Raw genomic sequence first — 13,205 nt, 5'->3', positions numbered from 1 at the left:
CTTTTGCGGGCTTTGGCCCCAGGGCGCAACTGTCGCGTGCCTGGAAGGGGTTGCACCAGGGCGCACGCATCCGCATGGTCATCGCGACACCGGGCAAGGGAGCCACCGCCGATGACCAAAGTGAAAGCCGCCGTCTGCCATGCGTTCGGGCAGGATCTGCGCATCGAGGAGATCACCCTGCGGCCGCCTGACCTGGCTGAGGTCCAGGTGCGGCTGGAGGCGGTCGCGATCTGCCATTCCGACATATCCTACATGGACGGCGCTTGGGGCGGCGACCTGCCTGCCGTCTACGGGCATGAGGCGGCGGGGCAGATCACCGCCGTGGGGGCAGGGGTGACAGGATATCGGGTCGGGCAGAAGGTTCTGGTGACGCTGATCAAATCCTGCGGCACCTGCGGGCCTTGCGCGGGCGGCGCGCCGGTCTATTGCGACGGAACGCCCGCGGCGGAGGGGGCGATTACGCTCGCGGATGGTTCCACGGCGCTGAAGGCGATGAATTGCGGGGCCTTCGCCGAGGCCGTGGTGGTGCATCAGAGCCAGCTGGCCCCCTTGCCCGACGACATGCCCTCGGACGTGGCCAGCCTCCTGGCCTGCGGCGTCATCACCGGCATTGGCGCGGTGGTGAACACGGGACGGGTGCGGCCCGGTCAGAACGTGGTGGTGATCGGCGCGGGCGGCGTCGGCCTCAACACCATCCAGGGCGCGCGCATCGCGGGCGCGGCGCGGATCATCGCGATGGATATGTCAGAGGACAAGCTGGAGGACGCGCGCGCCTTCGGGGCGACCGACGCGCTGCTGGCGACCGGCGACAAGCCCTGGGAGGCGGTGGCCAGGATCACCGGCGGCAGGATGGCCGATGCGGTCTTCGTCACCGTCGGCGCGATCCCAGCCTATGACCAGGCGCTGCGCCTTCTGGGCAAGGGCGGCATGGCCTACGCGGTCGGGATGCCCCATTCCGGTGCCAAGGCCGAGTATGAGCCGGTGATCATCGCCGCCGTCGGGCAGGGCATGAAAGGCAGCAAGATGGGCGACACCGTGCTGGCGCGGGACATTCCCTGGATGGTCGATATGTACGGGCAGGGCCGGCTGAAGCTGGATGAGCTGATCTCGGGTCGCTGGCGGCTGGACCAGATCAACGAGGCGATTGCCGACACCAAGACCGGCCATGCCCGTCGCAATGTGATCGTGCTGTCATGAGACTGGCGGAGCTGGAGATCTTCACCGTTGCCCCGCCTGATCCCGGCATGGGCGGGCGCTACTGGATATTTCCCAGGCTGACCACGGCCTGCGGGATCGTGGGTTATGGCGAATGCTATGCCTCCACGGTCGGGCCTGCCGCAATGCGGGCCGTGATCGAGGATGTGTTCGCGCGCTACTTCGAAGGCGAGAACCCCGAGAATGTGGAGCGGATGTTCCGCCGCACCTATTCCAGCGGGTTCACGCAGCGCCCCGACCCGACCGTGATGGGTGCGTTTTCGGGGCTGGAGATCGCCTGTTGGGATATCCTGGGCAAGGCGCGGGGCCGTCCGGTCTGGGCGCTGATGGGCGGACGGATGAATGAGCGTGTGCGCGCCTATACCTATCTCTATCCGTTGGCGCATCACGACTCGGCGGATTTCTGGATTTCTCCCGATATGGCGGCAGAGGCGGCTGCGGCCAAGGTCGGGGAAGGCTGGACCGCACTGAAATTCGACCCGGCCGGCCCCTACACGATGCGCGGCGGGCATATGCCGGCGATGTCGGACGTCACCCGTTCCGTCGCTTTCTGCAAGGCGATCCGCGAGGCCGTAGGCGACCGGGCCGACCTGCTTTTCGGCACGCATGGGCAATTCACGCCCGGTGGTGCGATCCGCCTGGGACAGGCGTTGGAGCCCTATTCGCCGCTCTGGTTCGAAGAGCCGACGCCGCCCGACAATCACGCCGCCATGGCCGAGGTCGCGCGCGCGGTGCGGATCCCGGTGGCCACCGGCGAGCGGCTGACCACCAAGGCGGAGTTCACGCAGGTGCTGCGCGCGGGCGCTGCGACGATCCTGCAACCGGCGCTTGGCCGTGCGGGGGGCCTCTGGGAGGGCAAGAAGATCGCCACGCTGGCCGAAGGCTTCGGCGCGCAGATCGCGCCGCATCTCTATGCCGGACCGGTGGAATGGGCCGCCAATATCCATCTGGGCGTGACCTGCCCCAACCTGCTGCTGGTCGAGACGATCGAGACGGAGTTTCATGCAGCCCTGATCGGGGCGACGATCAAGGTCGAGGAGGGGTTCATCGCCGCGCCATCGGGGCCGGGGCTTGGGATCGCCTTCAACGAGGATCTGGCGCGGGCCCATCCCTGCGACAGGGCGGGGCTGCATCTGGAAATGCAGGATGACCCATGTGACTGGCAGAACGGCAATGCCTTTGCGGGCGGCTCGCCGGAATAGCGGGCGGGCGGCCCGTCGACGGGCCGCACAGGCGCTCGGTCGACCGAGCGCATCCCCCGGTCGTTAGCCTAGCGCTCCTGCTCGTGGGCGTAGCGCAGCCGGGCGATTTCCTCGTTGCGCTCGATCTTCTTTTCCTGCGTCAGCGCCTCTTCGACGAAGCCCAGATGCAGCTCGATCGCGGCGCGCGCCGCGTCTGGGTCGCGCGCCTGGATCGCGTCGTTGATGGCGCGGTGATGCTCCAGCAGGATGTCGCGGGTGTTGCGGTGGCGGAACATGGCGGCGCGGTTGAAGAACACGCCCTCCTTCAGCAGATCGAACATCGACCGCATCATGTGCAGCATGATCACGTTATGGCTGGCCTCGATGATGGCAAGGTGGAACTGCGCGTCCAGCTCGGCCTCATCCGCGGGATTGCGCTTGGAATGGGCGGCTTCCATCTTGGTGAACAGCGTGTCGATCACCTTGAGATCGGTCTTGGTTGCCGACAGCGCCGCGCGCGCGGCGGCGATCCCCTCCATGTCGCGGCGAAAATCGAGATAGTCGAACACGGCTTCCTCATGCGCGCTGAAGAGCTTGATGAGCGCGGGGGAAAAGGCGCTGCCCAGAACCTCGGCCACGTAGATCCCCGCGCCTGCGCGTGCCGTCAGCAGGCCGCGCTCCTGCAGATCCGAGACCGCCTCGCGCAGCGACGGGCGCGACACGCCGAGCCGTTCGGACAGTTCGCGTTCGGACGGCAGACGTTCGCCGGGGCGCAGGATGCCGCGCAGGATCAGCTCCTCGATCTGGTGAACGACGGATTGCGACAGCTTTTCGGATTCGATGCGCTGGAACGGCATGGAGGCACCCCCTGATTGGTCAGGTTAGATGACCACATCAGGGGGTGTCCAGAAAAAGCCGCCCAGGTCAGGCGTTTGGACGGATGAAAATCTCGACCCGGCGGTTCTGCGCGCGGCCCTCGGGCGTGAGGTTGGTGGCCACCGGCTGATCTTCGCCGCGTCCGATGCTTCGCACGCGCGAGGGGGCGACGCCCTGTTCCAGCAAGATGCCCGCAACGGCCGAGGCGCGGCGCGCCGACAGGTCCTGGTTGTATTCCGCCGACCCCGTGTTGTCGGTATGGCCCACGACCTCGACCGTGCTGTCGCGGTATTCCTGGAGGTTGCGCGCCAGCGCCCGGATGTCGGCCTGAAGATCGGCCCGCACGGCGGCGCTGTCGGTGGCGAAGAGGATGCCCTCGGGCATGGTCACCAGCAGGTAATCGCCCCGGTTGTCGATCTGGATCCGGTTATTCGCCATCGAGGCGCGCAGATCGGCGGCCTGCTGATCCAGCGAATAGCCGATCGCCCCGCCGACAGCCGCCCCCGCCGCCGCGCCGAGCACCGCGTTGCGGCCCCGGTTGTCGTTGTCCGAGGCGGCGCCGAGGAACCCGCCGAGGATGCCGCCGATGATGGCCCCGTCGCGGGTGCGGTTCTGGTTGGGGTCGGTGTTGTAGGCCGGTTCGCAGGCGGCCAGCCCGAATGCGGCGATGGTGCCGAGCGCGATCATGCGGAAGGAGGTATTCATGGTGCTGCCTTTCCCAAAAAGAGGGGCCCGACTGATGCGGGCCTTGTTCGGCGGGACTATATCAGCCCTTACGGGTTACGGCAGGGGAAAACCATCGACAGGCGAATTATTGCCCGCCTGCCGATGCGACTGAAATCGGGCGGCGGGGTCAGCCGCTGGTGAACTCGACCGCCAGCGGGTTGAAGACGATGGCCCGGATCGACGTATCGCCATGCGGGTTGCTGTCGTCCGATATATCGTCGCCCATCGTGTCTCCGATCAGCCGGACCATCTGGACCGGGCCGGTCGAATCGGCGTTAACGGTCATCATCAGCGCCCCGTCCTCGGACCCCAGGCAAGTCCCCGCGCAGGTCGGGCGGGACAACACAACGGTGCCCCAGACCGGGCGATCAATGCGCGAGACGAAGCGGGCACCGTCCGACGGCTGCCAACGCCAGACCTCGAAGGTTTCTTCTGTGCGTGTGAATGATCCGTCGCCTCCCGTTTCGCGAGCCGAAAACTCGACATGAGCGAAAATCGCGCGTCCGCCGCGCCCGACTTCAAGTGTGACGCCGATATACATGTTGGGACCGTTGCCGCCGAACTCGCGGTCACCGGTGATGACGGCGGTGGGTACGATGGGCGTTGTGATCGAGGTGAGGTGCAAAATGCCTGTTTCCTGCGCCGATGCCGGTGACAGGCTGGCGAGAACGATGGCGGAGGCGGAAAGAAGGGCAAGGGGTTTCATAGGAAGAATCTCCACGGAATGTGCTGAGTTGAAGTATCAGGTAGCAATATCCGTGGGTCGAATTGACGTAGGGGAAGGTTCAAAACCCGGTCGCCCTCGACCGCCTTACGCGCTGCGGCGCATGTCCTCCTCGGCGCTTTCCCAGGCCAGCATGGCGCGTTTCACCGGCAGGCCCCAGTGGTAGCCGCCAAGCCCGCCCGACTTGCGCAGTGCGCGGTGGCAGGGGATCAGCCAGGAAATCGGGTTGCGCCCGACGGCGGTGCCAACTGCGCGCACGGCCTTTGGGTTTCCGATGGCCTCGGCAATCTCGGAATAGGTGGTGACATGGCCCGTGGGGATGCGCAGCAGGGCCTCCCACACCTTGATCTGGAAGGGGGCTCCGATGAGGTAGAGCCGCGCTTCGCCGGGTGTCGCGCCGAAGGCCGCATCGACCCAGGGCTTCAGCGCGTCGGGGTCTTCGCTGAACCGCGCCTCGGGCCAGCGGGATTGCAGGTCGGCCATGGTGGCCTCTTCCCCGGTTTCGGCGGTAAAGCCGATGCCACAGATGCCCTTGTCGGTCCCCATCACGATGGCGGGGCCGAAGGGGCTGTCGAAAAGGCCCCAGGCGATCTCCAGCCCCGCGCCGCCGGCGGCAAACTCGCCGGGGCTCATCGCCTCCCATTTCACGAACAGGTCATGCAACCGGCCCGAGCCGGAAAGGCCGACCTCATCCGCCGTCGCCAGCGTGGTGAAGCGGTCGCGCAGCAGGGTGCGGGCGTGGTCCAGCGACAGGTATTGCTGGTAGCGCTTGGGGCTGACACCGACCCATCGCGAGAACACCCGTTGCAGATGCGCGGGGCTCATGTCGAGGGCGCGGGCCAGGGCCTCCAGCGAGGGGCCGGGGGCAGGGGCCGCGTCGATGATATCCAGCGCGCGGCGGATGACGTTGTAATGGTAGGCGGTCTCGGGCGTGTCGGTCATGGCGGGCATCTCCTTGCCCGCAAATCTAGGCGCGCGGCCCTTGCCACGCGACCCGAAACTTGCGCCTTATGCGGGTCATGACGGTGAGCGCATGGATGGATCGGGATGAAAGGGCGGGCGGCGACGGCCCCGAGGGAGCGCTTTTTCCGTGGTGGAGCTTCACCAAGACCGTGATGAGCATCTGTGCGCTGCGGCTGGCCGAGGCGGGCGCGCTCGACCTGGAGGAACCCTTGCCGGGGCGTCCCTATTCGACCCTGCACCTGATGGCGCATCGGGCGGGGGTGCGGGATTATGGCGGGCTGGAGAGCTATCACAAGGCAGTTGCGTCCGGCGATGCTCCGTGGCCGGTCGCCAGACTGCTGGATGAGGCAGGCGCGGATACCCCCCTTTGGCCGCCCGGTCACGGGTTCGCCTATTCCAATATCGGCTATCTGGAATTGCGCGGCGTGCTGGAACGCGCCGCCGGGTGCGATATGGGCCGGATGGTCGCGCGGCTGATCACCGGGCCGCTTGGGCTGACCTCGGTGTCGCTGGCCACGACGCCACAGGATTTCGAGCGCATCCACTGGGACAGCGCGGGCGGCTATCACCCCGGATGGGTCTATCACGGCTGCCTGATGGGCAGTGCGGGCGATGCCGCGCGGGTGCTGCACACGGTCATGACGGGCGGGCTGATCTCGGAGCAGTCACTAAAGAAGATGCAGACATCCCATTTCACAGGCGGCGCAATTCCCGGCAGGCCGTGGTCGGCAATCGGCTATGGCCTCGGCCTTATGCAGGGTGTGGTGGAAGGGCTCGGGCCTGCCCTGGGCCATAGCGGCTGCGGGCCGTTCTGCGCCAATGCGGTCTATCATTTCCCCAATACCGGCGTGACGGTGGCCAGCTTTACCGATGGCGGGGATGAGGCCCCGGCGGAATGGGAGGCTACGCGGATCGCCCGCGAAATCGCCGCTTCGCGTTGATCTTCCGGCGGGCTCGCTCTACTCCTGCCTCTGACCCGACCCCCGGAGCCCTCGCGATCATGTCCAAGCCGCTTCCCTATGCCACGATCCACGAAATCTTCACCCGCTTCCGCGAGGCCGAGCCGGAGCCCAAGGGCGAATTGCACCACACCAATGCCTTCACGCTGGTCGTGGCCGTGGCCCTCAGCGCGCAGGCGACCGATGCTGGCGTCAACAAGGCGACGGCGAAGCTGTTCGAGATCGCCGACACGCCGCAGAAGATGCTGGATCTGGGCGAAGATCGGCTGATCGAGCATATCAAGACCATCGGGCTTTACCGCAACAAGGCCAGGAACGTCATCAAGCTGAGCCGGATCCTGGTCGAGGACTATGGCGGCGAGGTGCCGTCCTCCCGCGCGGCGCTGCAATCCCTGCCGGGTGTGGGGCGCAAGACCGCCAATGTCGTGCTGAACATGTGGTGGGGCATGCCCGCGCAGGCGGTCGATACGCATATCTTCCGGGTCGGCAACCGCACCGGCATCTGCCCCGGCAAGACCGTCGACGCGGTGGAACGCGCCATCGAGGACCGGATCCCGGCGGAGTTCCAGCTTCACGCCCATCACTGGCTGATCCTGCATGGCCGCTACAAGTGCAAGGCCCGCAAGCCCGGCTGTCCGACCTGCCTGATAAACGATCTCTGTGCCTTCGAGGAAAAGACCATATGACCAAGACCTATGATGTTGTCGGGATCGGCAACGCGATCGTCGACGTGATCTCGCACGGGACCGACGATTTCCTGGAGAACATGGGGATCACCAAGGGCATCATGCAACTGGTGGAGCGTGAACGCGCCGAGCTGCTCTATGCCGCGATGAGCGACCGGACCCAGGCACCGGGCGGGTCAGTCGGCAACACGCTGGCGGGGATCGGTTCACTCGGCCTCGTGACGGCCTTCGTGGGCCGGGTGCGCGACGATACGCTTGGCCGGTTCTACGCCGAGAAGATGCAAGACGAGGGCACCGATTTCCCCAACCCGCCGGTGGCGAGCGGGGAAAACCTGCCGACCTCGCGCTCGATGATCTTCGTCAGCCCCGATGGCGAGCGGTCGATGAACACCTATCTGGGCGAGGGGGCCGAGTTTTCCGGCGCCGATGTGGATGCGTCGGTGATGGAAAACGCCCGCATCCTGTTCCTGGAGGGCTATCTCTACGACAAGGACAAGGGCAAGGAGGCCTTCGCCGCTGCCGCAGCCGCCTGCCGCAGCGCGGGCGGGCAGGCGGGGATCACGCTCTCCGATCCGTTCTGCGTCGACCGCCACCGCGCCGATTTTCGCAAGCTGATCGAAGACGAGATGGATTTCGTGATCGGCAACGAGGATGAATGGCTGTCGCTCTACCAGACCGCTGACCTGACCGCCGCACTGGATGCGGCGGCGGATGTTTGTCCCATCGTGGTCTGCACCCGGTCGGGGCAAGCCGTGATCATCCGGCAGGCCGGTGTCACGGTCGAGGTGCCGGTAACGGAGGTCACGCCGGTGGACGCGACCGGTGCGGGCGACCAGTTCGCCGCCGGGTTCCTCTACGGGCTGGCGACGGGGCGCGACATGGAGGCATGCGGGCGCATGGGGGTTGCCGCCGCCGCCGAGGTGATCGGCCATATCGGCCCGCGCCCGAAACGGGCGTTGAAGGCGATCTTCGCGGAACAGGGTTTGATTTGATGGCGTTCAGGCTCCTGGCTAACGTCAGCCTCCTTTACGCGAGAACCGATGCAACGGCGTCGAGGTCATCCGACTGAAGTTTGGGTGCCAGCCAATCGAACACACGCTTCTGTTCGTCTCGCGTAAGCTCTGCCGGAACAGCGTTGTCCCAGGGGGTGAGACAGCCATCGACCGCCAGGGACGGAAACTGATTTACGTCCTCGGTGTAAATCTTCAGCGCCTGTTGCGCATATTCTGGCGGCAGGAACCGGTAGTCCCGGGACTCGATTTCCATTGGTGGCTTCGTGTGCCTTGCCATCTTGAGACCGGCACGGGAGACCCGAAAAATCACGTCAGTGGGCAGCTCGGTCTGCTGCAAATGCCAAAGCAGTATGGTCAGCGCGACCGGACGTGACTGGTTCAATCGCTCTTGCGGCGCGGCGTTGGCCAAGATCTCTTGGTGCGGCAGGTCAAGAGCTTTCAGGAAATCGGGAATGACGCCGTCTCCGATGCGGAATGCAGAATAGGGCCGCACGATGAATTCCGCCTGTGGCAACATTCTGGAATATGCCTCGGCAACGAATCGCACCCCCCGCGCCTCCATTTCGCGGACATGAGGTGTGTTCTGGATCATCGGGATTTTCTGTCCATGATGCACGGTCGATCTTGGTTGCAGCCTGCCCCAAATGAACTGTCGGTATAGGCTCTCGTTCCAATCATCGAGACGCCGGGCATAGACCAGGATGCGAACCGGATCTTGCCCAACCAGGTCTTTCAGGACGTTGGCATCAATGCGCTCAATGTTGTTGTAAAGCATCTCATGGGACAGAAGTATCTGCTTGGTATCGGGATCGGATTTCGCATCAGCGAGGATCTTCATCAGGATTCGATGCGCTTCACTGGGAGGGAAGTCGAACCAATGCTGCATCATTGGCGTCAGGGCATGGACCAGAAGATGGTGGTGTGGGGAAACCGCGAGCGCGGGATGATCCTCACCGGTAGGATAGAATAGCCCGTATTGCTGCAACAGTTTGTGATTCGATTTGAGGAACCCCTGTACCGAGCTTGAGCCGGTTTTAGGTGCGCCGATGTGCAACGTAATCTGTGTGCTGGTCACGTGGGATGCTCCGGGTGCGATATTGCGGGTGTCAGTCTGAGGAAATTACCTCGAAATCATGGGTAATCTCTGCCGTCTTGGCGATCATCGCCGAGGCCGAGCAGTATTTCTCGACCGAAAGCTGGATCGCCCGTTCCACCTTGGCCGGGCTGACCCCACGCCCCTTGACGATGAAACGCATATGGACACGGGTGAAGACGGCGGGCGTCCCCTCGGCCCGCTCCGCATCCAGTTCGACGATCACATCCTCGACCGGCTCGCGCCCCTTTTCCAGGATCGAGACCACGTCATAGGCCGAACAGCCGCCGGTGCCGATCAGGACCAGCTCCATCGGGCTTGGGCCGGGGGTGGTTCCATCCTCTTCCTTGGTGCCGAAGACGAAATTGTGGCCGGTGCCGGAATGGCCGATGAAGGTCCGCTTGCCGGTCCAGTTCACGCGCGCTTTCATGGGGGTCTCCTGTTGTTGTTTCCCCGTGTCTTACTGCGATGTCAGGCGGGGAAACAGAGGGTCAATCGCCGAGCTTGGCGTGCACCTCGTCCAGGTCGATCTCGCCTATGGGCATCTTGTTGCCCGGATTCTCGAAATCGTATCTGAACAGCTGGAAGTCGCGCTTGTAGATCTCGTAGACCAGATGCATCGACAGGTCGTCGAAATAGTCCTCCACCGGGTGCAGGCGCTTGGGCCCGTGACCTTCGGATTCGTTGAAGCGCGGGATCTCCTCCAGCTTCACCTCGTGCTTGTTCTCGATCGAATCGAGCACGCCCTGCATTCCTTCGTTGAACTTCTCGGTCCAGAAGATGCGGTCATAGCGCCCGCCATTGACGATGAAGGTGGAGACATGGCCCGACATGGCCGACCAGTGGATATCCGGGTCCATCGGGCGCCGCCAGCGGATGGTGTCGCGGGCAAACAGCAGGAAGCGGCGGAAGCTGGCGATCTGGTCAAACTCGCCCTTGCCATCCTCGCCGCCGACCTCGATGCCGTATTTCTGGATCAAGAGCGGCACCAGGTTACCGCGATAGCGTTTGCCGTTCCTCTGGATGCCGCAGATCTTGTCGAAAAAGCTGGAGAGAATCCGCGTGTAGGGGTTGCGTACGCAGGTGAAGGCAAAGCTCTTGTGGCCGCGCACATTGGCCTCGATCAGGGGTTGCGAGCCTTCCAGCGCCCATTTGTGCAGCCCCTTCTTGGCGTCATGGATGTCGCCGTCGAAGAATTCGCCCGAATCGGCGTAATACATGATCTGCCCGATGGTCGAGCAGGCGCATTTGGGCACCACGCGATAGACCACACTCTCGCTCTCGGTCATCCAGGTTCCGGGAAAACCCATACTCGTCTGTCTCCACTATTTTTGTCTGTTCTGCGGATTGATCGGGAATCGGCAAACATCTAGGCTGTCTTTAACTGGTATTAGGCCTTATTGGCACAACAATAAGGAAAGATTGAGGCTTGTTGTTTCGCGCATGGCAAAGATTGCCTTCATATTGTTGTGCCACAAGGACCCGGAGGCGATCATCCTCCAGGCCCGCCGCCTGACCGCGACCGGCGATTACATCTCGATCCATTTTGACGCCCGCGCCGGGAATGACAAGTTCAACCAGATCACCGCGGCGCTGGCCGACAACCCGTCGGTCACTTTCGCGCGCAAGCGGGTCAAGTGCGGATGGGGGGAATGGAGCCTGGTGCAGGCCACGCTCGGCGCGGTCGAGGCAGCGGTTGCGGCCTTTCCGGATGCGACGCATTTCTACATGCTCTCGGGCGACTGCAACTCGATCAAGTCGGCGGCCTATGCGCATGATTTCCTGGATGCCAACGACAAGGACTATATCGAAAGCTTCGATTTCTTCGCCTCGGACTGGATCAAGACGGGGATGCGCGGCGAACGGCTGGTCTACCGGCATTTCGTCAATGAGCGCAAGCACAAGCGGCTGTTCCACGCGCTGATGAACCTGCAAAAGCGCCTGGGGCTGGAACGGGCCATCCCCGAGGACATGCAGATCATGATCGGCAGCCAATGGTGGTGCCTGCGGCGCAGCACCATCGAGAAGATCCTGGCGTTCTGCCAGGACCGCCCCGATGTGCTGCGGTTCTTCCGCACCACCTGGATCCCGGATGAGACCTTCTTTCAGACGCTGGTCAATCACCTGGTCGCGCTGCGCGAGATCGAAAGCCGCACGCTGACCTTCCTGATGTTCACCGATTACGGGATGCCGGTGACGCTCTACAACGATCATTACGACCTGCTGCTGAGCCAAGATTTCCTCTTCGCGCGCAAGATCTCCCCGGAATCGGCGGAGCTGAAGGAGCGGCTTGGCCAGCTATGGGCCTCGGACCGCCGGGAATTCGCGATCTCGGGCGAGGGGCGGACGCTCTACAAGTTTCTCGCCGGGCGCGGTCGGATCGGGCGCCGCTTCGCGCCGAGGTTCTGGGAAAGCGAAAGCACCCTGGGGCAGGAGCGCGAGCTTCTGATGGTCGTGTGCAAGAAATGGCATGTCGCCAAGCGCCTGCTGGAAACCGCCAAGCGGGTGACGCGGACGCGGGGGCTGGAATACATGTTCGACGAGGCGTCGTGCGAGATCCCCCACCTGGGCGGGCTGGAACGCACGCTTGAGAAACGCAACCGTCACCGGCGCGCGGTGATGCGGCTTCTGTTCGACTTCTACGAGGTCGACCGGCTGATCATCTGCCTCGACCCCAACAATGTCGACCTGATGCGCGATTTCATGAACGACCAGTCCAGCGCGCGCATCCTGGAAATCCAGTGCACCTTCACCGATGACTACCTGATCGGCCATGCGCAGCGCGTCGGGCTGGCGCATGACGGCACACCGGACGGGGTGGTTGAGCACCTTTTGCCGACCCTGCGCCATGAGTTCGACTATGAGGCGACCCGCATCCGCGAGGCCGGGTTCTCCAACCATTGGCGCGTGCGTGAGGACCGCAGCAGCGACGAAAACGCCGTCGCCATCGCCGAGTTCTTCGGCTGCGACATGGACGCCGCGCGCGAGATCGCCGAAACCCCGCATCTGTATTCCGATTGAGGAGGCACCGATATGGCCTATGCCTATGACGACCTGAACATCTTTGCGAAAATCCTGCGCGGCGAGATCCCCAATGACACCGTGCTTGAGACTGAGCACAGCCTCGCCTTCAAGGATATCTCGCCCTCCGCGCCGCATCATGTGCTGGTGATCCCCAAGGGGGCCTATGTGACCTACGATCACTTCGCGGCAGAGGCCAGCGAGGCCGAGATCGTCGATTACACCCGCGCCATCGGGCAGGTTTGCGCGCAGCTTGGGGTGGACCCCGGCGCGGGCGGGGGGGGCTACCGGATGATCTCGAACGCGGGTGAGCATGGCGTGCAGGAGGTGCCGCATCTGCATGTGCATATCCTGGCGGGACGCAATATCGGGCGGATGATCGAGAAACAGGGCTGATTGCGCTTTGCCGTCGCCCTTGCCGGGGGCGGGACAATTTGTAATATCGGGCGCAGGAACCGCCGCCCCACGCACCGCAAAGGAAGCCCCCGGATGAGTATCGACGCCCCTGAGACGGAAGTTGTCAACGCCTGGCGCGTGTCGTGCGACGGCGGCGAGGGCGCGCTTGGCCATCCCCGGGTCTGGCTGTCGCTGGACCGTGAGACGGGCGAGGTCGAATGCGGCTATTGCGACAAGAAGTTCATCCACGAAAGCGTCCTGAAGAATGCTGAGAGCGCCTGAGCCGGCCGTGCTGGTCACCGCCTGACGGTCGCGCCCTCAACGTGGCAGCTCTCGGAGCCTCAGCAGAAGG

At 64.1% G+C, this 13,205-nt stretch carries 15 protein-coding genes; 8 read left to right on the top strand and 7 right to left on the bottom strand.

Annotated elements, in window-relative coordinates; translation table 11 throughout:
- Nucleotides 1-111: 111 nt before the first annotated feature.
- Nucleotides 112-1,197, top strand: a complete 1,086-nt coding sequence (locus tag AC13C7_RS15090; RefSeq protein ID WP_482867979.1) for a Zn-dependent alcohol dehydrogenase — start codon at nucleotides 112-114, stop codon at nucleotides 1,195-1,197.
- Entirely contained in the window at nucleotides 1,194-2,417 is a 1,224-nt protein-coding gene (locus AC13C7_RS15085; RefSeq protein WP_482867978.1) for a mandelate racemase/muconate lactonizing enzyme family protein, read from the top strand. Before AC13C7_RS15090 ends, AC13C7_RS15085 begins: the two co-directional genes overlap by 4 nt.
- 68 nt (nucleotides 2,418-2,485) lie before the next feature.
- Here the strand turns inward: AC13C7_RS15085 and AC13C7_RS15080 are convergent, their stop codons facing one another.
- The 4 genes from AC13C7_RS15080 to AC13C7_RS15065 all read right to left on the bottom strand — a co-directional run bounded on the left by AC13C7_RS15080 (nucleotide 2,486) and on the right by AC13C7_RS15065 (nucleotide 5,673).
- Nucleotides 2,486-3,253, bottom strand: coding sequence for an FCD domain-containing protein (locus AC13C7_RS15080; RefSeq protein ID WP_446117507.1), 768 nt, complete (start codon nucleotides 3,251-3,253; stop codon nucleotides 2,486-2,488).
- A 67-nt stretch (nucleotides 3,254-3,320) separates the two neighbouring features.
- Nucleotides 3,321-3,977: a YiaD family glycine zipper/OmpA-like lipoprotein gene (locus tag AC13C7_RS15075; RefSeq protein WP_172320534.1), complete on the bottom strand. Its 657-nt coding sequence runs from the start codon at nucleotides 3,975-3,977 to the stop codon at nucleotides 3,321-3,323.
- Nucleotides 3,978-4,125: 148 nt separating this feature from the next.
- Nucleotides 4,126-4,704, bottom strand: coding sequence for a hypothetical protein (locus tag AC13C7_RS15070; protein ID WP_482867977.1), 579 nt, complete (start codon nucleotides 4,702-4,704; stop codon nucleotides 4,126-4,128).
- A gap of 105 nt (nucleotides 4,705-4,809) precedes the next feature.
- Nucleotides 4,810-5,673 (bottom strand): methylated-DNA--[protein]-cysteine S-methyltransferase, encoded by an 864-nt coding sequence (locus AC13C7_RS15065; protein WP_482867976.1) that lies wholly within the window; start codon nucleotides 5,671-5,673, stop codon nucleotides 4,810-4,812.
- Between the two features lie 68 nt (nucleotides 5,674-5,741).
- Between AC13C7_RS15065 and AC13C7_RS15060 the strand changes: the two genes are divergently transcribed.
- Genes AC13C7_RS15060 through AC13C7_RS15050 form a run of 3 tightly spaced genes read left to right on the top strand, consistent with a single transcriptional unit; the run spans nucleotide 5,742 to nucleotide 8,322 of the window.
- Complete coding sequence (locus AC13C7_RS15060; RefSeq protein ID WP_482867975.1) at nucleotides 5,742-6,626, top strand: serine hydrolase domain-containing protein; 885 nt, start codon at nucleotides 5,742-5,744, stop codon at nucleotides 6,624-6,626.
- A 59-nt stretch (nucleotides 6,627-6,685) separates the two neighbouring features.
- A complete protein-coding gene (nth, locus tag AC13C7_RS15055) occupies nucleotides 6,686-7,330 on the top strand; it encodes an endonuclease III (protein ID WP_172320538.1) in 645 nt (214 codons plus the stop codon).
- Complete coding sequence (locus AC13C7_RS15050) at nucleotides 7,327-8,322, top strand: adenosine kinase (RefSeq protein WP_172320539.1); 996 nt, start codon at nucleotides 7,327-7,329, stop codon at nucleotides 8,320-8,322. Before nth ends, AC13C7_RS15050 begins: the two co-directional genes overlap by 4 nt.
- Before the next feature lie 34 nt (nucleotides 8,323-8,356).
- On the opposite strand, the gene AC13C7_RS15045 is transcribed toward AC13C7_RS15050, so the two are convergent.
- The 3 genes from AC13C7_RS15045 to AC13C7_RS15035 all read right to left on the bottom strand — a co-directional run bounded on the left by AC13C7_RS15045 (nucleotide 8,357) and on the right by AC13C7_RS15035 (nucleotide 10,746).
- Nucleotides 8,357-9,418: a hypothetical protein gene (locus AC13C7_RS15045; RefSeq protein WP_482867974.1), complete on the bottom strand. Its 1,062-nt coding sequence runs from the start codon at nucleotides 9,416-9,418 to the stop codon at nucleotides 8,357-8,359.
- A 31-nt stretch (nucleotides 9,419-9,449) separates the two neighbouring features.
- The gene (locus tag AC13C7_RS15040) at nucleotides 9,450-9,866 is read right to left on the bottom strand and encodes an OsmC family protein (protein ID WP_172320541.1); all 417 of its coding nucleotides are present in this window, start codon (nucleotides 9,864-9,866) and stop codon (nucleotides 9,450-9,452) included.
- 61 nt (nucleotides 9,867-9,927) lie between these two features.
- Nucleotides 9,928-10,746 carry a sulfotransferase family protein gene (locus AC13C7_RS15035; RefSeq protein WP_172320542.1) on the bottom strand — a complete coding sequence of 273 codons (819 nt, stop codon included), beginning with the start codon at nucleotides 10,744-10,746 and terminating at the stop codon, nucleotides 9,928-9,930.
- A gap of 133 nt (nucleotides 10,747-10,879) precedes the next feature.
- Here AC13C7_RS15035 and AC13C7_RS15030 point away from each other — a divergent pair, with 133 nt between their 5' ends.
- The 3 genes from AC13C7_RS15030 to AC13C7_RS15020 all read left to right on the top strand — a co-directional run bounded on the left by AC13C7_RS15030 (nucleotide 10,880) and on the right by AC13C7_RS15020 (nucleotide 13,135).
- A complete protein-coding gene (locus AC13C7_RS15030) occupies nucleotides 10,880-12,457 on the top strand; it encodes a DUF5928 domain-containing protein (protein WP_482867973.1) in 1,578 nt (525 codons plus the stop codon).
- Nucleotides 12,458-12,469: 12 nt separating this feature from the next.
- Nucleotides 12,470-12,853 carry an HIT domain-containing protein gene (locus AC13C7_RS15025; RefSeq protein ID WP_482867972.1) on the top strand — a complete coding sequence of 128 codons (384 nt, stop codon included), beginning with the start codon at nucleotides 12,470-12,472 and terminating at the stop codon, nucleotides 12,851-12,853.
- Between the two features lie 93 nt (nucleotides 12,854-12,946).
- On the top strand, nucleotides 12,947-13,135 hold the full coding sequence (locus tag AC13C7_RS15020; RefSeq protein ID WP_446117496.1) for a zinc-finger domain-containing protein: 189 nt from the start codon (nucleotides 12,947-12,949) through the stop codon (nucleotides 13,133-13,135).
- Nucleotides 13,136-13,205 lie beyond the last annotated feature (70 nt).

It is taken from the genome of Alterinioella sp. B-7 (assembly GCF_056857775.1).
Note: the sequence above shows the minus strand (reverse complement) of the source record. Positions and strands in the feature narration are given on the sequence as shown.

Excerpts from the sequence above, each read along its gene's own strand:
- AC13C7_RS15090 (WP_482867979.1), top strand. The coding sequence starts at position 112 with ATGACCAAAGTGAAAGCCGCCGTCTGCCATGCGTTCGGGCAGGATCTG.
- AC13C7_RS15035 (WP_172320542.1), bottom strand. The coding sequence starts at position 10,746 with ATGGGTTTTCCCGGAACCTGGATGACCGAGAGCGAGAGTGTGGTCTAT.
- nth (WP_172320538.1), top strand. The coding sequence starts at position 6,686 with ATGTCCAAGCCGCTTCCCTATGCCACGATCCACGAAATCTTCACCCGC.
- AC13C7_RS15040 (WP_172320541.1), bottom strand. The coding sequence starts at position 9,866 with ATGAAAGCGCGCGTGAACTGGACCGGCAAGCGGACCTTCATCGGCCAT.
- AC13C7_RS15065 (WP_482867976.1), bottom strand. The coding sequence starts at position 5,673 with ATGCCCGCCATGACCGACACGCCCGAGACCGCCTACCATTACAACGTC.
- AC13C7_RS15080 (WP_446117507.1), bottom strand. The coding sequence starts at position 3,253 with ATGCCGTTCCAGCGCATCGAATCCGAAAAGCTGTCGCAATCCGTCGTT.
- AC13C7_RS15060 (WP_482867975.1), top strand. The coding sequence starts at position 5,742 with ATGACGGTGAGCGCATGGATGGATCGGGATGAAAGGGCGGGCGGCGAC.
- AC13C7_RS15020 (WP_446117496.1), top strand. The coding sequence starts at position 12,947 with ATGAGTATCGACGCCCCTGAGACGGAAGTTGTCAACGCCTGGCGCGTG.
- AC13C7_RS15050 (WP_172320539.1), top strand. The coding sequence starts at position 7,327 with ATGACCAAGACCTATGATGTTGTCGGGATCGGCAACGCGATCGTCGAC.
- AC13C7_RS15025 (WP_482867972.1), top strand. The coding sequence starts at position 12,470 with ATGGCCTATGCCTATGACGACCTGAACATCTTTGCGAAAATCCTGCGC.
- AC13C7_RS15030 (WP_482867973.1), top strand. The coding sequence starts at position 10,880 with ATGGCAAAGATTGCCTTCATATTGTTGTGCCACAAGGACCCGGAGGCG.
- AC13C7_RS15075 (WP_172320534.1), bottom strand. The coding sequence starts at position 3,977 with ATGAATACCTCCTTCCGCATGATCGCGCTCGGCACCATCGCCGCATTC.
- AC13C7_RS15070 (WP_482867977.1), bottom strand. The coding sequence starts at position 4,704 with ATGAAACCCCTTGCCCTTCTTTCCGCCTCCGCCATCGTTCTCGCCAGC.
- AC13C7_RS15085 (WP_482867978.1), top strand. The coding sequence starts at position 1,194 with ATGAGACTGGCGGAGCTGGAGATCTTCACCGTTGCCCCGCCTGATCCC.